The sequence below is a fragment of the Sphingorhabdus sp. genome (assembly GCF_050921905.1).
Taxonomy (GTDB): Bacteria; Pseudomonadota; Alphaproteobacteria; order Sphingomonadales; family Sphingomonadaceae; genus Sphingorhabdus_B.
This window is the reverse complement of the sequence record NZ_CP050888.1, coordinates 277,462-300,199: the sequence shown is the minus strand read 5'-3', so window position 1 is coordinate 300,199 and position 22,738 is coordinate 277,462. Positions and strand designations below refer to the sequence as shown.

Genomic DNA, 22,738 nt, shown 5'->3' with positions numbered 1-22,738 from the left:
GAAGACGTCCGCCGCGCTTGCGCTTACCGCCTTGGTTGGCTTGTCAGCCTCGGCCCAGTCGCCCAGAATCTGTTACGACAAAGGCATACTGCATCGAAGGTCAATTTTTCGTTTTATCTAGTTCGTTGAGGTGAAGCCCCCGGCACGTTGCGGTCGATATCCTTGTTTTCGCTGAAAATCGGCCACAGTAATTGCTGGCCCAGCGTCGCGTCGGGCAGATGTTCCACGCCATAGCTTTGCGGATAACTGCGGGTGATTTTCGCTGTCCCAAACAGCACATCCCAGAAGAACAGCAGATTTCCGAAATTGCCTTTGTAATTGACCGCCGGATCATCGGCGTGGCGGCCATGATGTGCATGGTGCGTCGCAGGCGTAGAGATGGTGCGTTCCACCAACCACATGACCGGGGACAGCCAAGGGATGCGATAGAGTGGCTCATCCCATTTGACGTCACTGTGCGCGCCGGTGATGACCGCAAGCTTGACGATCAGATATCCAGAATAGACCCAGCCCAGCCCGAGGTAGATCAGTGCCGCCGAGAACCAGATGCTGGGCATCATCGCATAGTAGATGATGTTGTTCCGGTAGACGAGCCGCACGCTCATATAGCGGGCATTGTGATGGGCGCGGTGGAGGTTATACAGCCAGCTGAAACTGTGCGACGCACGGTGCCACCAATATTGCATCATGTCATCCAGCACCAAGAACAGCGGGATCACGGCCCAAGCACTGAGGCTGCTCAGCGCGCCTTGATATTCGGGGAAATAGCGGCTTCCTAGCAGGCTAACCGAGGCGATGATCAGCGGCTGCGTGACAATCAGCAGCATGAAGGTGGAAATTGCTTCGGTAATGCCATCATTGCGGCATTGCTCCTTCTTTGAAAAAAGATCGGAGCGCAGGAACTCCGCCAGGCCGTATGCCAGCAAGATTGCGATGACGATGATGGTTGCCGGTTCCACGTCCACTCTCCTCTTTGGCGGGCGATGATGTTGGCCTCTTCCCGCTTGCGAATCGCTGCATAAACCGACAATCAGGGCAAGAATGCAAAGGACTTATCAATTATCGGACATGGCCCCGACCAAGGCCGATGCGGACATGGCGACGCTGTTGGTGCGTGCCGGGCAACGCTGCCGTTTTGATGCCGGGGCTATGATCCAGCAGCAGGGCGATAAGACGGACGGGTTCTGGCTGATTGAGTCCGGTAACGTCTCGGTCTGTCGTTTCGGCGCAGAAGGCGGCGTGACGATCTTTGCCGTGCTTGGCCCCGGCGACCTGTTCGGCGAACTGGCGCACTTCACCGGTGCCTCGCGGCAGGTGGATGTTGTGGCCGAAACCGACGTTGTCATGGTTCGCGTCGATACCGCAGCGATCAATACGCTTCTGGATGCGGAACCCGCTTTTGCCCGCTGGCTGTTAAAATCGCTCGCCCATCAGTTGCGCACGGCTCTCGACCGGATTAACGGGGACCGAGCGTTGTCTGCCGAAGACAGGGTAAAGCGTCTGCTTAAAGACATGGTCACCCGCGACGGACCGGAACTGCACATAACGCAGGAAGCGCTGGCCAATTATGTTGGCGTCTCGCGTGTGACCATGGGGGCGATCCTCAACAGGCTTTCGCGCGCCGGACTGATCCGGCTTGGCTATCGCCAGATTTATGTGACGAACGCGGATGCCTTGACATGGATCGAACCATAGGAACGGCGGATCGGCGCGAATGCCCCATTTCGCAAAGGCAGCGGCTCAATCGCAAAACGCAGAAGGTCCTAGATCGGCCATTTTGAATGGTGGAGGCGGCCTGAACGAATGTCTGGTTTAGGGAGCTCTGTCCGTACGCTGGAACGGCCGAAAAGTTAGCGGCATCTGCCGGTACGCGCTCGGCGGCCGTCAGATGACGAATACATTTGAATGGCTTTGCTATGTATATCCAATTTGCCCTTGCAAAGCACCGTGGGCGTCGCGCGTCATGAAGCCGTGATCAGGCAGCGGACTGATCAGTTGGTGCCTTTTAGCGTCATTACCTACCTTCCTACTCCTCCTATTCCCCGCACTCGCCCAGCCATTTGCTGCTGATTTTTATATTGTCGATCAATGGTGATCCAGTCCGGGTCATTGCGCAGAACCATTCGTTCAAGGGCAATTTTGTCGGCTCGGATCAACGCTGCAACTCGTTCTTTATCATCGCGAGCAGTTTCGAAGCGATGGATCAGCGCGTCATGCTCGTCTGTGGTTGGCTTCAATGTCTCTGCCAGCGACTGAGCAGGACCTGACATTGTGCTATCGTTGGACTTCAGATCTTTAAGGCTCGGCAATGGCGCAAAGCCTTTATCTGGTCCGCCCGACGATGTAGCCGAACTGGGCACGACGGGCGCGGCCAGCGTTTTGACCTCTGGTTCAGCATACAACTGCCCGGCAACCTCGTCGGCGCCAGAAGCACCTTGAGCGACCTTCGTCACTGGCTCGCGAAGGCTTTCTTCCATCAATGGTCTTGGAATCGTGCGGCCATCATCGACCAGCTTCACTCCGTCGTTTGTTGGCGCGCCATCCACATTGCGATCGCTCTTATCAGCATTATTTGACTCGCCGAGACTGTCAGTCGACGAATCGTTCGCTTTCGGCATTGGGCAGACACCAGAGGACTTATCTTTGGCTGAACTTGCCGTATTTCTAGGAGCGGCCGAGTTTCCAAACTTACCGGACGATTTAGCGGCAGATTGGCTACCGGCGCTATTGGCGGCGTCGTCAGCTTCGCCATTGGCCTGCATTTGCGTGTCATTTTTCCCCGGTGATGCTGCGAATGCAGGATCAAAACCGATGCAATGTGATCATGCACTTAGGCTGCTTGCAGCAATCACGCCGTTATTGACGGGATGGCCATATCCGGCGCCCGCGTCATCCAAAATCCCGGCACAAGCGATGCAAAGCGCTCCCTTTGTTCTGTTGATGCGCCCAACGTCAGCAGCATGAGTGAGAAGGGTGTAGGCTGGCCCTTGCCCTCACTACCAAGAAATCGGACGCGCCCCTGTAGCAAGTAGATATCAGCAACGGGGCTTAGCGTTTCGTGGAACCAGGCTGAATCTGATCGGACGGGCACAAGGCAGACTATCGTCTGGATATTGCCAGCTTGCCACTGAGCAAACGCTCGCTTCAACCAAATAAGTAACGCAGAAAACGGTGGGTTCATGAACGCCAGCCGCCCCGACCAGTCATCAACCAGGCCGTCGCCGCCTTCACTAAGGATAATGCGCCGGCGGGCGATGACCGGACTTAAAAGATGGGCGCAAGGGTCGAGGTCGATCTCGCCAAAGGCAGCATAAATATGTTCCATAAAGTCTGGTGGCGTAAACCGGCTATCCCGGTCAAACTTGTCGCCTGCGCCCCAGAAAGCCCGCTCCTTTGCGCGCCTCCGCGCATTGGGTGCGATAACTGACAACAGGCGCAGCAAGCTGCGCACTGACCCGTTGCCTTGTTCAAGACTGGCAATGGTCGCACGAGACAGCTTGGTCCGCCTCGCTAATGCTTCGAGTGATAAGCCCTTTCTTAGTCGGCGACCTCGTAGTTGGTCACCCAGCGTGCGGCCAGGTCCGATACCATTGAGGTGGAAATCCAGCGCCGCTTTGGCGGCAACAAGCGTGGCCACAGACCCAATGCCGGCTTCCAAGCGCTTGATCACCTGTGGTTCGACATTAATCCTTGCCGCAAGCATTGCCTGAGACAGCCCGCAAGAACGCCGCGCTTCTTTCAATTCTTTGACTAATATGTGATCCATAATGGTATCATATACTGAGCATTGTTTAACACTCAAGCATGGTCGGTTTTGGCCGACAACGGGCGTTCGGGTGCTTCAGAATGAGTTCGCCTTTTTGCGGCGCGACATTTGTTTAGCGCGCTAATGACTGCAATGTTGGAAACTCCCGACAGTCGCCTTTTAAGGGTGAGAAACCGATAAGCAGACGTTCGTTGATCGCGGTGCAACGGCAGTGTTCGAGAGATTTTGTTGAAAAACTCGCTTTCGAGGTGCGGGCTACAGCTGCCGTAATTTTAGGCGCACGCTCTTTGTGCCGCTCCCCCGGCTATTGCGGGGGCTGGCATCGGGATCAGTTTTGCCATTTTGCCGAGGTTATGGGCCGTTGCTGCAAGGTGGAACTCATCTTTGGCTCCATTTGGTCCTCACAGACGCAAGCGGTCGAGTTTGAGGATGCGTTTGCGATATCCGCCGATCCGTAGGCTATGTCGGTTACCAACCGGTTGGGATAAAGTCCGAACTTGTCGGCTGTCCTGAGTAGCATCGTGCGCGATGCGCCACACGAAGCTCCGTGTTCTAGCAGCTCTAGGGGTCACCGACCTCGATATCGTTGACGGGATGGAGTTCATACGTCGGCGCGTCGTCGAACTTGCGGCGTTCTTGCATCGAAAGTCCGCATGCCGCGATAACGGTAATCGGCAGATAGAATGCTGGAATTTTGTGCAAGTCCCGTCTGTGACTGCACGAAAGCTGGCCGATACGCATTATCGCCGCCCGACTGTCCGCGAACACTAAACTCTCGATGGCGAATATGTGGATCTACAACAATCCGAAATCCTGCCTCGCGGCGAAAGCATGTTGCCTTGCCAGCGGCTTTTCGTCCAAAGCCTTCACAACTTCCGGCTGACCTTCGAATACCTTTTTGAGGAACTTCGCGTAGTCAGAGTTCTCGTTGTAGCTGTTAGTGCCAATATGCTTCGCGAACGCCTTTAACTCATCCCGTATCAAGCGTTGGTCGCGTTCCAACTCATACTGAAGGTATCGCGCATGCCGGTGCAATTCTGCCGGTATTCGCTTATGCTTCGGGAGAACCAGCCTGCCGTTGACTTTCTCAAGAAGAATGCGCTCAGTCCGCACGATATGAATTATTATCTCTTTCTCGAATTCAATGTGCCGCATTTCGGCCATCCGATCAGCTGCGGCCTTTTGCTGTCTTTCGTCTAAAGCTTTCACGACCTCCGGCTGACCTTCGAATATCTTTTGAAAGAATTGATCGCGCGTCGAGTTCGCGTCATAGCGGCCATTGCTAATCTGCAGCACAAACGCCGCCAGCTCATCCCTTATCAAGCGTTGGTCGCGCTCCAACTCAATCTGAAGGAATGGCACATGCCGATGCCATTCTGCTGATATTCGCTTATGATCTGGGAGGACCAGCTTGCCTTCGACTTTCTTTAGGAGGATGCGCTCGGTCCGAACAATATGAACGATTGCCTTTGTCTCGAATTCAGAGCGCCGGACAGCGGCATCACGTTCGGCAGACGAACCTGAATATCTCGGCTTGTGATCAGAACCGCGGGGCCCTTCTTGGGCTTGCGGCGGCTTTTGAACGGGCACATCCGTAGATGTTTGCCCATGCGGTTTAACAGTCAGGCCGCCAGCATCATTGTGCATCCTCATACCTGCTGGCATGCTTTCCTGCTGAACATTTGCATCTGTGTCCTCAGGGGGCGAAGCGATAATTGGCAGAACGACATCTTTGACAGCATCAAGATTGTTTATGGTGCCAGATGATATCTGCGGGCCGGCTTCAATATGTTCTGTTTGGCGATCTGCATTTGGGCAACCGATACCACCCCGCACAGACATTTGATCGGGCACGCCAACGGGTTCCTTGGTTGCGTCATTGATGACGGCTGGAGCATTCGGCGTTAGCGCGGGTGAATGAACCGGCTCGTCGGCCGTTGCACTGGGCGCGGCGGCGTTTTCCACCAATGCGTTCATGCTACTGCCATTGACTTTATCCAACCGGCCGTTGCTCGTGCTGAAAGGTTCATCAACAGTATCTGTTGTCGCTTCTGCGAGCTTGGATTCGTCGCGAAACTCTGGTCGAGGATATGGTTCACTGCCTAATGAGCCAGCGCCAACGGCACCGGCGCGGTTCTCGCAGTTTGCTTCGGCAACGATGTCGAACTCTACAGATTTAATGTGGGGCGCCATATTGTTGTCCGGCATGTCCGGCAAAGACGCAACCGCAGGGGTTGGTGGCGGTTCAGCAATAGCAGCGTTATCGCGTGGTAAGATCGGCTTGGCCGGACCATCCAAGGATGGCGAAACAGGGGGTGGCTGCTCGTTCGGTTCCGCCTCCCCGTTTAACGATGGATTATATCCTGACTCCGCAAATATGTCGGCTTTATCGGATTGCACCGGCACAGGCTCGAGAGACGAATGCGCTGGTTTGCCGCCATAAGCCTCGTCAGGCGCAGGCGACGGGATGCCAAGAGACGCTGCGCCCATTCGAAGCGCTGGGTAAGCTACAGAGCTTTCTGGTGTTGGCGTCGCGGCCATATTCTCTGATGGCTGTATTGCGACAAGGCGCGACAAGTTAGCGCAGTTTGCGGCTGCCCGTTCAACGGATTCAGAAGTAATTTTGCGACTTGAGTCAAGGTCGTGCTGCACGCAATTGACCATAGTCTTCACGGCTGCATCTTGGCGGTCGAGACCAGCAAGGTGCATTTCAGCAGCAGTGGCTAATTCTTGGCGCTGCTGCCGTTCATAAGCCCGTCCTTTCTGGCTTGCCCGTTTTTGGCGGTCATGGACAAGCGTAGCGCGCGATCGCTCGCGTGCCGTTTCAAGCAACCAAAGGTCCATGGCTAGTGTTGCATCTGCAGCATGTTTGGCATCGGCGATGTCAGATAAAGGCAACTTTGCCAGGGTCGATACAATCGGACTCACGTTGGCTCCAGGGCGATACGGCTCAAGCTTTGCCTGAAGTTGAGCCAATCTCGCCATTTCAGCATTGTGGCGGGCAAGGATCGCACGGCGATCATCGTTGGCCTGGTTGGCTTCATTACTCAGTCCAATCAGCGTTGGAATGCCTGCAACTTCGGATGCATGCAACTGCCCGAGATGCTTGCTTGGGGTAATGTCTACGTTGCGGTCAGTATATGAACGAGGATCATAAACGGAGCCGCCGCCGCCGGTTCTGGCAGACACGTCGTTCACAATTGCGGCGTAGTTGCGCCGGAAACGGGCCTGCCAGTCCTTACCTTTGGTGATCTCGCGGCTTTTCTCGGCACGGAACGGATAATGTATTTTCCAACTCCGAATGCTCAAATAATGGCGCTGAGTTGCAAAATCCCACTCCCCTGTTTTAATATGACCCCGAGCCATCTCGTCCCGGATAGCTTCCTGGAAGGTTTCGGCAACGTTATCGAAATCAGCTTCGGTGCCATTGAGGCGCCGGCAAGGCCGGTCATAAAATATAAGATGTAAATGACAGTTCCGCTGATCATTATGCGGATCAGGGGCATGGATAACGGCCGCATACATGCACTTCTCTTGGTCCATATGCGCACCAAGATCCTCAAGAACCATTGCGCGCTGCTCGGCTGTAAATTCCACAGGCAGTTCGAACACCCAGCGGAAGTGCGTGCGTCCGGACCGCCCTGTATGAAAGACAATACCGTCATTTGCCAACTTGGCCGTATTCTTGCCGATCTTGGAAAGGTTCATTCCATGCGTGGTTAGCAGGCGGCGAAGATCCTTGTTGCTTCCCTTAAGCTTGATCCGGACTGGTTCACCCATGTGTGGAAGTGGATAATTTTCCATAGCCTCACGCAAGCCTGCGTCGCAGTTGGGATCAGCCAAGGTTGCAGCGATTGCAGCACTTGGCCGGTTTAAATCCAGGGATACCGCGTCCCCGTGGGAATCGCGTTCAAACATTTCGGTAAGCTCGAAGAACCGCATCCGTTCGGCGAAGTCACCATCAATGTTGGACTTGGAAAATCGGTCGCCATCATCGGTGACTTCAACGCGGCCACTATCGATATAACTGATATGGCTGTTGTTCGCCGGAGACTGGGATTCACCGATCTTCTGTTCGGATTTGTCGTCTTCAATGTAACTGTAATGCGCCGCGCCAGACGAACCCGCTTTCTTAGACTTTTTGCCGCCCGTTGCTTGGCGTTCCTTCAGGTGTATCGATCCCCGGCCATGGAATGAACGCCCGAACGTTGACAATCGCAATTGCCGCTTTCGCTCTGCGGGCACTGCAAGGCTGTCACATTTGATCCGGGCCAAGCTGCGTTTTAAAATTCCGACGCGGCCAAGCGAGCCATCATATTCGTGCTCGATATTGTGCATGATAAGACGATGCTCGCGTTCAGAGGCGGCATCGTTTCGTCTGCGCTTTGCTTCTGCAGCTGCCATCAGTGAGGCTATATGAGCTGGATTGCGGACCATATTTCTATCTTATTTTGTAATTTGTGTTTATAGAAATAGTCATTTACACTCAAAAAAGCAAGTTGCGATGATAACATCATCCAATTTGCGTATTTGCGCACTATACTTTCTTCATACGACCATCATATGGCCGTATTTCTTTATGTTTATCTTAATGCTTGCTGTATTCACAGCGAATTAAATGCGATCTGTATTTGTGCAGATGTAATAATGCAGCAATTTTGCCGCTGCATGCGAGCAACTTATATAAAGAATGTTTGGTGGATGTTCGCCGTAAGTTCGTCGAAGACATCCCGAGCTGATTAGAAAAGCTCGGGATGTCTTCAGCTTAAGGCATTCCGGCGCGCCGCCGAGCCGAATATGTCAGGGAAGAGTTCGCAACATAGCTCGCCAAACCTGCTACGCGAGCAACTCACAAGTCCCCGATGTTTGGTGGATGTTCGCCGTAAGTTCGTCGAAGACATCCCGAGCTGATTAGAAAAGCTCGGGATGTCTTCAGCTTCAGGCATTCCGGCGCGCCGCCGAGCCGAATATGTCAGGGAAGAGTTCGCAACATAGCTCGCCAAACCTGCTACGCGAGCAACTCACAAGTCCCCGATGTTTGGTGGATGTTCGCCGTAAGTTCGTCGAAGACATCCCGAGCTGATTAGAAAAGCTCGGGATGTCTTCAGCTTCAGGCATTCCGGCGCGCCGCCGAGCCGAATATGTCAGGGAAGAGTTCGCAACATAGCTCGCCAAACCTGCTACGCGAGCAACTCACAAGTCCCCGCTTCTTTAGGCCTTTGTAGATCGGACCAATAGGAACGCCCCAATTGGCAAGCTCCTTGATGTAGTCACCTAAGGAAATTATTTGCCGCCTGGTCATGGCGCCGCGTTTGCTCTCTTCGACTTCGCGGATAAATTCCTCAATATCAAGGAGCGGCGGCTGCGTTCTCTTTTTCTCTGGCTCTGGCTCATCAGAGGCGCTCGAGATGGCATCAGCAGGTGGCCGGCGAGGTGGTTGATTTCCTCCTGACTGCGGCTCTTGCCGGTCGCTGGAACGTTCGGCCTGTGCAGAAGCTTGGCTTGGCTTTGGAGCACTCGGCTCCGCTAACACAGGCCCGGGCCGATAGTGGGGCGCAGAACTTCCGATTGGATCAACCGCCCTGGCTTTGTCGCGATCGTTAGCCGCAGGCCCCGTTGACGTTGCAATGCCCACATCCGCTCGCGAAGACCCGTTGGCCATTGTGCTCTGGTTTTGCGATGCAATGGCATCGTTCAGCGCGGCTCGTGCAGAAGCTGCTGCGTTCCGTCCATCCGGCGCCGGTACGCCAGCACTGGCTTCCAGCGGCGTTGCCGTCGGGCTCACTGGTGGAGTACCGGTCCCATCATTAAATGTATTCGACATGTTTCTATTCCTCTACTTTCAAAGGGTTCATTTCGCACCTCCTTCCGAGGTGCTGGTGACGCGCCGCGCCGCAATCCAAGCCGCGACGTCGGCAGCACGATATCGCACGCGGATTCCTATCGTTGAGTAAGGGGGGCCGTCCCCCCGAACGCGGGCCTTCTCCCAATAGCTTTTGCTTGTTTGGGTCAGCCCCGCCACTTGGGAGGTGGTGAGCCACTCGGTGCCCGCATTGTTCAAATCGGTTATCATTCGTATACTCCTTTACGCCCCGCAAAATCGCGGCTGGCTCAAAGAAGATCTAAGATTCGGGGACCGATGTCTAACCGGACAAGGTGTCTCAATTCTCGTGAACGCGGTCAAAAATAGTAGGACACGTTTCTTGTTTTAAAATAACATTCTGATATACAACACTTTTCTTTGACATCAAATTTGTAGCAATTGGAGTGTTTTGGGTAGGGGCGCAAAATCCTTCGGACACTATGTCCACAGTGCGTAATACCTCTTTTACTATTGCATTTGGTCAAACCGGAGAAATTTTGCTCACCGATGGGAAAGCGCGATCATTATCACGCTGGCCTTGGACACGGCCGAAGACTGGACACTTAGAGTTCGCAAGAATCGTAAACGTCCAAATAGTGGCTCGTTAAACAAGGCGTTCAACTGCGACCGTGCCGCGCTGGCGCGGGCGCACGCGCCCATTTCTCATATGGTGCAATCGTTAGAAGGCAAATTTACCACTCAAGCAGGACCAAACTATGTTTCTGTAGCCTATTAATCCTACAGCGATTTATTTCGAGTTTGCCGTTCGATACGTTTTGTCGCACCACGCAAAATCACCGCCATTTCGTTACAAAGCCGTTCGGTCATATCGGCTATTTCGCCACCCGCTTTCAAAACTTTATCTGTCCCGCAAAATAGCTTCCATTCGTCGCGAATTAGCGCCTTTGTTTCCTTCGACGTTTCTGCAGCGTAGTCGTTGCCCTCAATCGTCGCCATATGAACCAGAAATCGCAAATAAGCGGATTTCAAATCAGCCTTTCTGAAAATTTCGTCACACGGCAAATCAGACGCCATATTCTCCCTTGAGAGAATTCGGTCGGCTGACTGCTTTGAAACAAAGATCTCCCCATGATTTGCGCCTGCTGGCGCGAATTTCGAAGTGTTGTCGCAGTCAATTCGGCATCGAGAGAAAATTGCCGCAAATGCGGCTTTGTTCCGCCACTGCGAAGGCTTGAGTGCACGAAAATTATGTGTTTTCGGATGGAGAACAAAGGTTTTCAAATCACCGCTTGCCGCCAGACGGGCTATTCCTTCTCGTAAGGGCTTCGCCGTTACCTCCGACGGTTTGCCAAGGAGACCATCCCACGTTGAACCATGTTGCGACTCTCCGTATTCAATGAAAAAGTCGGCAAGCATTTTATATTCCAGCGGCTGAGGGTTATACCAATCTGCCCTGCCCGCTTTGCTCCAAAAATGATCCTGCATGACAGCTCCCTCCGGTGGTGGTGCCTACCCCTCCAACGAAATCGCCCGCAGTCGGTCCCAGTAGAGCGTCGGCCGTTTTGGCATAGTCGCTTGCGAGGATGATCGGAGTTCGTTCAGGTATTCGGCCCAAATATTTAACGCGACACCACGCTCTACTAAATATCTATATTTATTGTAAACCCCCGCGATACCGCCACGAGTGCCGCTCTTGTGGGCCAGTAATTCCTCAGTGACCTCGAGCGGAACGCCGCACGATTGCAAAATTGTCGCGCCTGTCCTTCGCAGGTCGTGATTGCGCCAAGTGGGCAGAACTTCATGGTCAAGCACATCACATAGGTCTTCGCCGCGGGCCGCCGCCCGTTGCCGAAGGATTTCGATCATTTTCTTGTCTAAGGCACTTTTTGCTTTCGAAAGCCCACTGATCGGCGTGGTTCCAGTCGTTGTAAAAACCAGCCCTGACGGTGCACGGTCTAATTTGGATAGGGCACCCTCCGCCTCGGTCGTGAGGGGGCAAAGGACATCCGACTTCATTTTCATAATCTTGGCCGGAATTTGCCATTGTTGATCATTATAGTTGATCTGCCGCCAATCCATGTTGGCAACGGTTGAGACGCGTTGCAATGTCGTGATCAGCAGTTGGTAAAAGGGACCAAAAGGATAAGGCATGACGTCCGTTGCGAAAAGAAAAGCCGAAATTTCTTCCGGCGAAAGCGCCCTTTCGCGACTGGGCACACTTGGCACAGAATCCATGTCTGCCATTGGCGATTTGGGAAGATCACTGCGCGACTTACTTGCCCAGTTGAAAAGCTTTTTCAGCACAGCATAGGTTTGCCGCTTCAATGCCGGGCGGTCATTCATCCCGTCCAACAGGTCGGCGATATGGTTTTTGGTAATCGACGGCAACGGCCTGCTGCGTAAAACTGGTACGACGTCGCGCCGTAAAATTCGCGCAGCCTCCTGCCAGGTTTCCGGCCAGTTTTGCTTGAGATATTGCTCAATGAATTCTTCGGCATATTTGTCGAAGGCTAGGTCGACTGCGTCCCGACGGCGTTGTTGATCAAGTTCGCGTGGGTCTTCACCCTTATGCACCCCAATAGACAATTCCTTTGCGTGGTTGCGCGCGAGATCAGCAGTCCATGGGCTGCCGTGGGTCCCAATGGTGACACGTTTCGTCTTTGCTTCCCTGCCGCCGGTGCGATATTGAAAGATGTAAATTCGCGACCCGCTCGTGGTGATTTTAAGCCCGAACCCTTTGAGTTCAGTGTCCCATAGAAAGGTTGTTTTGTCCCCGGGCGTGGCGGCATCGACCGATCTTTTTGTAATCTTAACATTGGCCATAGAACATTCCTTTGCGCCGCTATGGCAATCACGTAGCAATCACCGTAACGCAATCTATGTCCAATTTCATACAACGATGTCAATATAACATATATCTAACCATATGCTTTATAGTGCTTTATATAATAATGTCCAACGCAGTCCATATTAGACCATCTAACTTTTAATCAGTAGGTCGCTGGTTCGAACCCAGCAGGGCTCACCATAGCTTGGTTCTGGCATGGTGTGGAAAATCCTGACATAAATCACATAATGATAGGGTCAGGGCCACGTAAATCCACCTTCGGATTTGATCTCGCAAGCAACATGCCATTGTGGGGATGAAGCACCTGCCACCGGAATTCCCGTGCCTAAGTTTACAAACATATACGGGAAACGGGGTATTTGTGTAAACTTACGACTATGTTGCGAAGTTGGCTCACCGGAGACGAAAGCCGGGCTGGGGTTCAACAGGTTCAAAGAGCCGGTCGCGCCACAATTGCGGGCGTGAAGCACAGAATCTCAAAACAAATCCTACATTGCAAGCGAAACCTATTTTGGGGTTATCGCAATTGTCACCGGAATTCCGTAATTCCTCGTCATTCCCGCGCAGGCGGGAACCCAACTCCCACGCAAGAATGCACCATCACCGTTGCTGGGAATGTCGCCGTCATGAGTTGGATTCCCGCATGCGCGGGAATGACGAAGAGTTTTGGGGGAAAGGCGCATGGAGCAAACTACCGTTATAGTACAAAGCTATTTCAGGGATGACGCACGTGTCACCGCAATTCCCTAAATCACCCCTCCCCTTTAGGGGAGGGGAAGGGGGTGGGGCCTGTCGGCGTTGCGTAAACCTATATGCCCCACCCCAACCCCGTGGAGCCTCTCGGACCAGTCCGGGGGACTGGTCCCTCCACGCCTAAAGGGGAGGGGCTTAATTTCGCAATATGCAACGCAGCAAGATTATTTCGGGAATGACGCACGTGTCACGGTGATTCCACCGGCATTCCTGCAGCGTTCAGTAATTTAGTGCTCTGTCACCGTAATTACGTAATTAAAAAAGGACTCGCAAAATTAGGGAGTTACGGGCAGACATACAGAATGACGTATCTCAAGATTTTGGGCGGGCTATTATTAGCCGTCTTAGAGTCTGACTCATAATTATCATGTTTAATATCATAGTTTTGCGATTCGTCTAGCGAGGAACTGGACGGAGGCCATTAACAGCCATGCCGTTGCGGAAGCGATGCTGCGCTCGAAGTCTTTGGCAAGGCGCCGGTTGCGGTTTAGCCATGCGAACGTTCGCTCGACGACCCATCGGCGCGGTAGAACAACAAAGCCATTTGCCCGGTCAGAACGCTTTATGATTTCGATGGTCCAGTCGCCGATCTTGGTCAGCGCGGTTTTGAGCTTGTCACCGGCATAGCCGCCATCGGCAAAGACATGGCGCAGCCAAGGGAAACTATAACGGATGTCGGAGAGCACGATCGGCGCACCGTCACGGTCCTGTATATCGGCGCTGTGAATAATGGCGTGTACCAGAAAGCCGTTCGTATCGGTGATGATATGGCGCTTGCGCCCCTTCACTTTCTTGCCCGCGTCATAGCCGCGTATGCCGCCGCTTTCCGTCGTTTTGACAGACTGGCTGTCAATCACTCCGGCGCTGGGTGAAGCCTCGCTACCCTGCGCCACCCGGGCATCCTGGATCAGATAATGGTTGATCCGTTGCCATGTGCCATCATCGCGCCAAGCGTAAAACCAACGCTGCACCGTCGAGGAAGGTGGAAAGCCCGGCGGCAGCATCCGCCATGGCAGGCCACCGCGTAGCAGATACAGCATCGCTTCTACTATCCGCCGCATCGGCCATTTGCGCGGACGGCCGACAAAGGACGGCTGCGGAAAAAACGGTTCCAGAACCGCCCACTCCTCATTAGTTAAATCACTTGGCAAAGCCAATCCGTTGCGTGCATGATGCGCGCGAGTGGTGTCGGTCCACATCGTTGAAATCCTTCGGGTCGTTGCAAAACCGTTGAATCAGCGATGTGAAAAAGCGTCAAGCTAACTCGCTGACACTACTCAACTTAATTTCGGGTCAGACACTTACTTCTGCTAATCACACTCTTTCGTATAGGATTCGAAATCATAGGTGCCTCAACCGCACCAGACGATTTTGCGCTTCTCAAGCAGCGGATGCCGAACGTGCTTGAGTGGCTATTTACAACGCCTTGGCCAGTTCCTTCCGCATTGCTTATCGGTATCGCTGCGCTTGCAGCTTGGCTGCTTGTCACAGGCACAAGGAAGGCCGCGAATGAAGGGGTATCTGACGCCGAAGGCCTAGGTGGCTTGTCGATGGACGATGTGAAAGGCATTGTTGCGGATTACTTTGAAAGCCATTTGGATTCATCAAAGACGGATTTGTCGGGTGATGAGCTTCAGTCGATTATTGACGTTCGACTAGATCAATTTGTTGATACGAAAATCAGCGCAAAATTTGAAACACATGCACAAGCACACGTGCGCGATGTTAAACTGGCTGATTTGTCAGATCGAACAAAGGCGGTTGAGAAGAAACTGGACTTGCTGACGACCTATACGGAACAAATCCGCCCGATTTTGCGAGATAGATTCGACAACGTGGATTATGGCTTCGCCGCGATCTACAACCGCGAGAGGCATCAACGGCTGTTTTCCGATCTTGAAACGTCATACGAAAACTTGGCGCAGCCAGTCCACTCTGGCGCTGGAATTGCCAATGATGCTACGTGGCAAAAGCAGGTTAAAAAATGGCGTGTTGATCTGGAACAGTGGCTGATCATTGCGGACTACTACGCGATGGGCGCAAAGGACCGGATAAACAAAATCCATGAGCTTATGTATGACGGTGAATGGACGTTTAATGAAGCGCAGCTATCTGCCAATCAGGTTCATCGTTTCAAGGAAGCGTCGATCCTATGGCACAATGCCAAGGAAGAAAAACCGCAAATTGATAAATGCTTAGAGTATGCGGCATTTCATGGACCCTCCAAAAAGGGCAGAGACGATGCGCCGCCTAGGCCACGCGAAGATCAGTAGCGCCGATAGCCTCTAGACATTTAATTACGGAATTACGGTGACAGTGCACTTATTTCTTCAGCTTAGAACCGTGATGCGCAGCGTGTAATAATTTAGTGCACTGTCACCGTAATTCCTGTCACCGTAATTCCCGCACGCGCCTCGGCACCGCGCCGTACCGCGTGAACGAAAAGGCCTCAAGCTTCACCGACGCTTGTTGTCCAATGCGGATAAAGCCGACATCCTTATTGGGGTCAGGACCACGTAAATGCACCTTAGCGGTTCACAACCTAAATGCCGCATGATGATGACGCGCCGACAATATATGCACACCGCTCCGATCACCCTCGCTAAAACCGCGCTATTTGCCCTAACAAGAATGTCTTGTTTGCGGGATGCGCGCACTTCTGACAATGTGGGGTCATAGGAAGAGAAACACACTATGACCAAAACCCTGACGCATCTTGAGCGCCTTGAGGCTGAAGCCATCCATATCATGCGGGAGGTTGTTGCCGAAGCGGAAAAGCCGGTGATGCTGTATAGCGTGGGTAAAGACAGCGCCGTGATGTTGCATTTGGCGCGCAAGGCGTTTTACCCATCGCCGCCGCCCTTTCCGTTGTTGCATATCGATACCACTTGGAAGTTCAAGGCGATGTACGCGTTGCGCGAGAAGGCTGCGCGCGATGCCGGTATGGAATTATTGGTGCACCAGAACCCAGAGGCAATTGCGCGCGGCATCAACCCTTTTGATCACGGGTCGCTGCACACCGATATGTGGAAAACCGAAGGGCTGAAGCAAGCGCTCGACCAATATGGTTTCGATGTCGCCTTTGGCGGGGCGCGGCGGGACGAGGAAAAGAGCCGGGCCAAAGAACGCATATTCTCCTTCCGCACCGCGACGCATATTTGGGACCCAAAGAACCAGCGGCCCGAATTATGGAACCTGTATAATGCACGCAAGGCGAAAGCAGAGAGCATAAGGGTCTTCCCGATCTCCAACTGGACCGAGTTGGACATCTGGCAATATATCCACCTTGAGAATATCGAGATTGTGCCTTTATATTTCAGCGCGCCGCGCCCTACCGTCATACGCGACGGCATGTTGCTGATGATGGATGATGACCGCTTTGTGTTGCATGACGGCGAGGTTCCGGTTGAACGCTCCATCCGTTTCCGAACGCTTGGATGCTATCCGCTGACAGGCGCGGTCGAGAGCCATGCCGCAACCTTGCCCGAGATTATTCAGGAAATGCTGCTCACCACCACCTCCGAACGCCAGGGGCGCGCTATTGACCATGATCAGGCCGCCAGCATGGAAAAGAAGAAGCAGGAGGGATATTTCTGATGTCAGATGCAACGCTCCAAAATGGCATATACAAAACCGATGACCTTATTGCTTCGGACATTGAAGCCTATCTGACTGTCCACCAGCATAAGTCGTTGTTGCGGTTTATCACCTGCGGTTCGGTCGATGACGGGAAATCGACGCTGATCGGTCGGTTACTATACGATTCCAAAATGATTTTTGAAGATCAGCTTGCGGCATTGGAATCCGATTCCAAACGGATGGGAACGCAGGGGCAGGACATCGACTTTGCGTTGCTTGTGGACGGTCTTGCGGCCGAGCGAGAGCAAGGCATCACCATCGACGTCGCCTACCGGTTTTTTGCGACCGAGAAGCGGAAATTCATCGTCGCCGATTGCCCTGGCCATGAACAATATACACGCAATATGGTAACGGGCGCATCAACGGCGGATCTTGCGGTAATCCTGATCGACGCGCGTAAAGGAGTCCTCGTCCAGACGCGGCGCCATAGCTATCTTGTCCACTTATTGGGCATAAGAAACATCGTCCTTGCCGTGAACAAGATGGACCTGATCGACTATGATCAGGCGACATATGATGCAATCGTCGCCGAATATACCGAATTTGCGCACAGCATCGGGATAAACGATTTTACCGCCATGCCGATTTCCGGCTTCAAAGGCGACAATATCACCGCGCGTTCGGTCCATATGCCATATTATGCGGGTCAACCGCTGATCGCGCATTTGGAGACCGTCGCGCTTGATAATGACGCGGCCCAGGCCAAGCCATTGCGTATGCCGGTGCAATGGGTCAACCGACCCAATCTCGATTTTCGGGGATTTTCCGGCCAGATCGCAACGGGCATATTGCGTCCGGGCGATAGCATTCGCGTGCTGCCATCAGGTAAGACGACAACGATCAGCAAGATCGTCACGCTTGACGGCGAATTGAGCGAAGCTGTTGCAGGCCAATCGGTTACGCTGTGCCTTGCGGACGAAATCGACTGTTCACGCGGGGATGTGATTGCCGCTGCAGACAATCCGCCTGAGGTATCCGACCAGTTTGAAAGCACCATTGTTTGGATGGCGGAAGAACCCCTGATTCCAGGACGGGCCTATTATTTGAAGCTGGGGACGCAAACGGTGTCGGCCACCGTGCAATCGCCCAAATTCACCATCAATGTAAACAATATGGAGCATATGGCCGCCAAGACGTTGGAACTCAACGCCATTGGGGTGGCGGAAATAATAACCGACAAACCTATTGTGTTCGAACCTTATGCCAACAACCATGTTTTGGGCGGATATATTCTGATCGACAAGATCACCAATGCCACCGTCGCTGCCGGCATGCTGCACTTTTCTTTGCGTCGCGCACAAAATATCCATTGGCAAGCGACCGACATTGGCCGCGAAGCACATGCTGCGCTCAAAAACCAAAAGCCGAAGATTTTATGGTTCACGGGCCTTTCCGGCTCGGGCAAATCGACGATTGCTAATGAAGTGGAAAAGACACTCAATCTGCTGAACCGGCATACATTTTTGCTCGATGGTGACAATATCCGCCACGGCCTCAATAAGGATTTGGGCTTTACCGAAACCGACCGGATTGAAAACATTCGCCGGGTTGGCGAAGTTGCAAAGCTGATGGCAGATGCAGGCCTCATTGTCCTGACTGCGTTTATTTCGCCATTCCGCGCAGAACGCGATATGGTGCGCGCGATGATGCCGGAGGGTGAGTTTATCGAGATATTCGTCGACACGCCACTGGAGGTCGCCGAGGCGCGCGATGTGAAGGGGCTTTATAAAAAGGCCCGTGCCGGACAATTAAAGAATTTTACAGGAATCGACAGTCCCTATGAACCACCCGAAAACCCTGACATCCGCGTGAACACGGTCGAAATGAGCCCTGCCGAAGCCGCTGAACATATCGTTCGCCAGCTGATGCCGTTGAAATGAGCATAATCGCCGACGATAGCGCATTAGCCGCGCATTTAGCCGAAACCGCTGGCAAATTGCTGTTGCAAGTGCGCGACAGCGGGCTGCTGGCATTGCATGCGCTTGGCAAGGCTGGCGATCAAACCGCCAACCAGTTTTTGATCCATGCCCTTGCCGAACAACGGCCTGATGACGGATTGTTGTCGGAAGAAAGCAAGGATACCAACGCGCGCCTGTCAAAATCGCGCGTGTGGATTATCGATCCGGTTGATGGCACCCGTGAATATGGTGAAGGCCGCACCGATTGGGCCGTCCACGTCGCGCTTGCTATACATGGCGTGCCGGTGATTGGCGCGGTAGCACTTCCGGCGTTGGGCGTTGTTCTAAGGAGCGATCAGCCGACAGCCATTCCTGCCGCCCCCGAAAAACTGCGCATGGTGGTCAGCCGAACTAGGCCCGCAGCAGAAGCCTTGACGGTAGCAGACGCTTTAGGCGCTGAATGCATCCCGATGGGTTCGGCAGGGGCAAAGGCAATGGCGGTCGTGCGCGGTGCGGCCGACATTTACCTGCACAATGGCGGGCAGTATGAATGGGACAATTGCGCGCCCGCTGCTGTCGCTGCCGCCTTTGGCCTGCACGTCAGCCGCATCGATGGTAGCCCTTTGGTCTATAATCAGGCGGATACATATATAGCGGACCTGCTGATTTGTCGCAAAGAGCATGCCCAAAGCGTGTTGGACGCGCTAAAAGCGGCGACCTGAGTGCATCCAACAGGATGTTTTTAGAACAATCCCGGAACCTCACGTTGCGCTGTGCTGGCGTTTTTCGGCGCAGGTAAAAGACGACGTTCGTTTCCTGAAGCTGTGCTCTGGGCGCTTTGGGCGAGCGCGATTGGGGTGCAACTGCGTCCCGCCACGAAATCCAGCGCGGCGCGAAGCGATGCCTCTTGCGGGTCGCCCAAAGGCCGGGTGATATCGTCAGCCGCCGCACAAGTGGTGCGCATGGTGCCGGCAAGGCCGGAGAAATAATCACCCTGCCCAGCCGCATTCTCTGTCGCAAAAGCAACAACACGAATGCGATCATCACAAGCTGTCAGATCAAGCGCGATCTGCCCAACGGGCTTACCGAAACTGTTGCTGCCCACTAAAGCGGCATTGACCCCGAGAAACGGCACGAAGGCCGCCGCGACATTTTCACTAGCAGACGCCGTAGCTCTGGTGGAGATGAACGCGATCTTCACGGGTGACACCGACTGCGGTTGCGGCGCAAAGCGACGCGTTCTATTGTTTTCGGCTGACTTTGACGCGCGGAAACGCGTGACTGAGAAAATGTCGCTGCTAGAGCGGTTGCCGCCAAGCAAGTCGCCCATCACCTCCGCCGTTGCGACAAGCCCGCCGCCATTATAGCGGAAATCGATAACAAAGTTTGTGATGCCCTGTGCGCGGAAATCGGCGAACGCCGTCCGCAGTTGATCGTTCGCGGTCGAGATGAACGTGCGCATGTTGATGTATCCAACGCGCTGTCCGCCGCCATTGTCGATGACTTTGACGCCATAACGAGTTGAGAGCGGGCGAATGGTATATTCTGCTTTGGCCACGGTGACATTGCGGGTGCCCGATGAGTCAGTTATGCGAAAGGCACGGCTGGTTCCAACGGTATTCGGACCCAAAGCGCTTGATACACCCGCAGACCCTTGCGTTGCCAATATTTCAGATACCAACCGGATATTCGAAGAATCTGTACCGATTCCGATTATTTCCGTGCCACGGTCAATGCCCGCATTAAGCGCTGGCGCACCCTCAAAGGCTTCTGTTACGAATAAACGTGTGCCTTGAAACGCAAAACGCGCGCCGAAATCGGCTGTCGCACCTGACGTGAAGAAGGCGTTTTCCTCTTGGATAGAGGTAACATACGTGAAAAACCGGTCACGCCCCTGACTACGCGCAGTCGCGGTTAAGGCGTCAATATAGTCGTCCACGGAGGTATAAGCCGATGGGCTGAGCGCGGTCGGTAGCGTTTCTGGAAACAGGTACCATTCGTTCAGAACGGAAGCCGCAAAATTCTGTCGATTGAGCAAACCACAGGTCGTAGGGGGCGGAGGCGGGGGCGGGGGCGGAACGATGATTGCATCGCCGCCTGAATCGCTTCCACCGCCGCCACATGCCGAAACGGCTGCGGCCAATATCAGTATGATGCCATTCAACGAACGTTTTTTCATAACCTTCTCCTGTTATTCTTGCATCATCCCAATAACTTATAGTTGCATGGGTTGCGATCATTCACAAGTGGTTTTTCTGCCTCAAAAACTGCGGATTAACGGCTATTACTTGTAAATTCTTTTGGCGCTTTACCTTGGATTGCGGCAACAAATGCGTCATCCCCGAAATAGCGCTGCATTACGCCCGCCTTTGCCTTGCTGCGTTGCATATAGCGAAATTAAGCCCCTCCCCTTTAGGCGTGGAGGGGTGATTTGGGCAGTTCCGGTGGCAGCAATTCCCAATTCCAGCAAAAAACCGTCGCACCCGCGAAGGCTGGTGCCCATCACATGTGTATGGCTACACCGACAGCAACAGGGACGAGTCCCATCGCATCGATCCGGATGGCATTTTTGTGCAGATTGGCTTGGTCCCCGATACCGAATGACTTAAAGGCCCGCTAACATTGTCGTCGCGCGGGGAAATTGAGGTCGACGCACATAACGCGACCAATATTCCCGGCGCGTTTGCAGCAGGTGATGTCACAACGGTGCCGTATAAGCAGATTATAGTCGCGATGGGCGAAGGGACGAAGGCCGGATTGTCGGCATTTGACCATATCATTCGGCATTTTTGGAAAGATAAAACAATGCAACCGACCGCGGCCAGCTTTCTGCCAAAAAAGGTTTTCGCAAAGAAAAGCTTCATTTGTCGAAAATTACTGGTCGATTGGAATAAGTTCCGCCAACAGCAAGTTTAAGGTGTCTCTCTTTCTGAATCCCTAACTGGTGAAAAAATGCGTAAGCCAATCATTCTGTCATTGATATTCTGTGTTGCCGCATGTGGCGGCGGCGAAGAAAAGCGCGAGCGCCCTACCCCGCTGGTTACTATTGACGCGGCATCCTCACATCAGTTTTCGGATGTCTATGTCGCTGTGGGAACGGCTAATGCAAATGAACAAGTTTCGGTCCGCGCGCCCGTCACCGAACGGATAACGCAACTTGGCTTTTCCGACGGCGAATATGTGCAAAAGGGACAAATGCTTGCGGTTCTTGCGCAGGGTCAGGAAACGGCATCGCTTGCCAGTGCGCAAGCCCGCGCACGCGAAGCCGATCAACAACTAAAGCGTATCAGCGAACTTCACCGCCGCGGCTTTGCAACCAATGCAAGTTTGGACGCGCAAACTGCATCTGCAAGTGCAGCAAAGGCGGTGGCAAATGAGGCACGTGCGTCGATTGGCGACCGTGTCGTGCGCGCGCCTTTTTCCGGCTACGTATCGTTGCGGCGAATCTCCATTGGCGCAGTGGTAAGCGCCGGAGACGAAATCGCCGCGGTGAGCGATCTGAGTTCAATCAAGCTCGACTTTACTGTGCCAGAGACAATGCTGGCCAACGTCCAAGTGGGACAGGTCATAACGGCAAAGGCTGCCGCCTTTCCAGACTATGTTGCGTCGGGCAGCATTACCGCCATTGACCCTGTTGTTAATCCACAAACCCGCACCGCAACATTGCGTGCAGTTTTGCCCAACCGGAATGCCAATTTGAAACCCGGCATGCTGTTATCCGTAACAATAGCGTCAAAAAATCGCACTGCCCCCGCCGTGCCCGAATTGTCATTGGTCCGCGAAGGCGACACCAGCTTTGTCTATACGGTTGGGTCCGACCTTAAGGCGAAGCGCACGCCTGTCATTACCGGGACACGTGACGGCAATTTGGTCGAAATTATTCAGGGCATTGAAGTGGGTGACAAAATCGTCACCGAAGGCGTGGTAAAACTTTCTGATGGTACAACGGTGCGGACTGGCCCCGCCAAGGCCAGCGGCGCAACAGCCAAATCGCGCTGATGCAAGTCTGA

17 protein-coding genes and 1 pseudogene are annotated in these 22,738 nt (G+C 53.6%); 8 read left to right on the top strand and 10 right to left on the bottom strand.

Annotated elements, in window-relative coordinates:
* Window positions 1-113: 113 nt before the first annotated feature.
* Window positions 114-959 (bottom strand): sterol desaturase family protein, encoded by an 846-nt coding sequence (locus HEQ18_RS01450; RefSeq protein WP_432815235.1) that lies wholly within the window; start codon window positions 957-959, stop codon window positions 114-116.
* Window positions 960-1,041: 82 nt separating this feature from the next.
* Here HEQ18_RS01450 and HEQ18_RS01445 point away from each other — a divergent pair, with 82 nt between their 5' ends.
* Window positions 1,042-1,695, top strand: coding sequence for a Crp/Fnr family transcriptional regulator (locus HEQ18_RS01445; protein ID WP_432815234.1), 654 nt, complete (start codon window positions 1,042-1,044; stop codon window positions 1,693-1,695).
* 323 nt (window positions 1,696-2,018) lie between these two features.
* On the opposite strand, the gene HEQ18_RS01440 is transcribed toward HEQ18_RS01445, so the two are convergent.
* The 4 genes from HEQ18_RS01440 to HEQ18_RS01425 form a co-directional block, all read right to left on the bottom strand.
* Window positions 2,019-2,762, bottom strand: a complete 744-nt coding sequence (locus HEQ18_RS01440) for a hypothetical protein (protein WP_432815233.1) — start codon at window positions 2,760-2,762, stop codon at window positions 2,019-2,021.
* 86 nt (window positions 2,763-2,848) lie between these two features.
* A complete protein-coding gene (locus tag HEQ18_RS01435) occupies window positions 2,849-3,766 on the bottom strand; it encodes a DNA N-6-adenine-methyltransferase (RefSeq protein ID WP_432815232.1) in 918 nt (305 codons plus the stop codon).
* A gap of 561 nt (window positions 3,767-4,327) precedes the next feature.
* A complete protein-coding gene (locus HEQ18_RS01430; protein ID WP_432815231.1) occupies window positions 4,328-4,507 on the bottom strand; it encodes a hypothetical protein in 180 nt (59 codons plus the stop codon).
* Between the two features lie 54 nt (window positions 4,508-4,561).
* Window positions 4,562-7,684 (bottom strand): MobA/MobL family protein, encoded by a 3,123-nt coding sequence (locus tag HEQ18_RS01425; RefSeq protein ID WP_432815230.1) that lies wholly within the window; start codon window positions 7,682-7,684, stop codon window positions 4,562-4,564.
* Between HEQ18_RS01425 and HEQ18_RS01420 the strand changes: the two genes are divergently transcribed.
* Window positions 7,664-7,963, top strand: coding sequence for a hypothetical protein (locus HEQ18_RS01420; protein WP_432815229.1), 300 nt, complete (start codon window positions 7,664-7,666; stop codon window positions 7,961-7,963). The two genes, HEQ18_RS01425 and HEQ18_RS01420, sit on opposite strands and share 21 nt — an antisense overlap.
* A 1,654-nt stretch (window positions 7,964-9,617) precedes the next feature.
* On the opposite strand, the gene HEQ18_RS01415 is transcribed toward HEQ18_RS01420, so the two are convergent.
* The 4 genes from HEQ18_RS01415 to HEQ18_RS01400 all read right to left on the bottom strand — a co-directional run bounded on the left by HEQ18_RS01415 (window position 9,618) and on the right by HEQ18_RS01400 (window position 14,390).
* On the bottom strand, window positions 9,618-9,839 hold the full coding sequence (locus HEQ18_RS01415) for a helix-turn-helix domain-containing protein (protein ID WP_432815228.1): 222 nt from the start codon (window positions 9,837-9,839) through the stop codon (window positions 9,618-9,620).
* A gap of 528 nt (window positions 9,840-10,367) precedes the next feature.
* Entirely contained in the window at window positions 10,368-11,075 is a 708-nt protein-coding gene (locus tag HEQ18_RS01410; RefSeq protein ID WP_432815227.1) for a hypothetical protein, read from the bottom strand.
* A 24-nt stretch (window positions 11,076-11,099) separates the two neighbouring features.
* Window positions 11,100-12,413 (bottom strand): tyrosine-type recombinase/integrase, encoded by a 1,314-nt coding sequence (locus tag HEQ18_RS01405; RefSeq protein ID WP_432815226.1) that lies wholly within the window; start codon window positions 12,411-12,413, stop codon window positions 11,100-11,102.
* A gap of 1,155 nt (window positions 12,414-13,568) precedes the next feature.
* The gene (locus HEQ18_RS01400; RefSeq protein ID WP_432815225.1) at window positions 13,569-14,390 is read right to left on the bottom strand and encodes an IS5 family transposase; all 822 of its coding nucleotides are present in this window, start codon (window positions 14,388-14,390) and stop codon (window positions 13,569-13,571) included.
* A gap of 192 nt (window positions 14,391-14,582) precedes the next feature.
* On the opposite strand from HEQ18_RS01400, the gene HEQ18_RS01395 reads away from it, so the two are divergent.
* The 4 genes from HEQ18_RS01395 (at window position 14,583) to HEQ18_RS01380 (ending at window position 19,450) form a co-directional block, all read left to right on the top strand.
* Window positions 14,583-15,464, top strand: coding sequence for a hypothetical protein (locus HEQ18_RS01395; protein WP_432815224.1), 882 nt, complete (start codon window positions 14,583-14,585; stop codon window positions 15,462-15,464).
* Window positions 15,465-15,885: 421 nt separating this feature from the next.
* Entirely contained in the window at window positions 15,886-16,788 is a 903-nt protein-coding gene (cysD, locus tag HEQ18_RS01390) for a sulfate adenylyltransferase subunit CysD (RefSeq protein ID WP_432815223.1), read from the top strand.
* Entirely contained in the window at window positions 16,788-18,710 is a 1,923-nt protein-coding gene (cysN, locus tag HEQ18_RS01385) for a sulfate adenylyltransferase subunit CysN (RefSeq protein ID WP_432815222.1), read from the top strand. The genes cysD and cysN overlap by 1 nt, the downstream gene beginning before the upstream one ends.
* Window positions 18,707-19,450 carry a 3'(2'),5'-bisphosphate nucleotidase CysQ gene (locus tag HEQ18_RS01380; RefSeq protein ID WP_432815221.1) on the top strand — a complete coding sequence of 248 codons (744 nt, stop codon included), beginning with the start codon at window positions 18,707-18,709 and terminating at the stop codon, window positions 19,448-19,450. Before cysN ends, HEQ18_RS01380 begins: the two co-directional genes overlap by 4 nt.
* A gap of 20 nt (window positions 19,451-19,470) precedes the next feature.
* Here HEQ18_RS01380 and HEQ18_RS01375 read toward each other — a convergent pair whose 3' ends face one another.
* Window positions 19,471-20,907 (bottom strand): S41 family peptidase, encoded by a 1,437-nt coding sequence (locus HEQ18_RS01375; RefSeq protein WP_432815220.1) that lies wholly within the window; start codon window positions 20,905-20,907, stop codon window positions 19,471-19,473.
* Between the two features lie 338 nt (window positions 20,908-21,245).
* Between HEQ18_RS01375 and HEQ18_RS01370 the strand changes: the two are divergent.
* A pseudogene (locus HEQ18_RS01370) lies at window positions 21,246-21,512 on the top strand (FAD-dependent oxidoreductase); the annotation flags it as partial.
* A 168-nt stretch (window positions 21,513-21,680) separates the two neighbouring features.
* Window positions 21,681-22,727: an efflux RND transporter periplasmic adaptor subunit gene (locus HEQ18_RS01365; protein ID WP_432815219.1), complete on the top strand. Its 1,047-nt coding sequence runs from the start codon at window positions 21,681-21,683 to the stop codon at window positions 22,725-22,727.
* Window positions 22,728-22,738 lie beyond the last annotated feature (11 nt).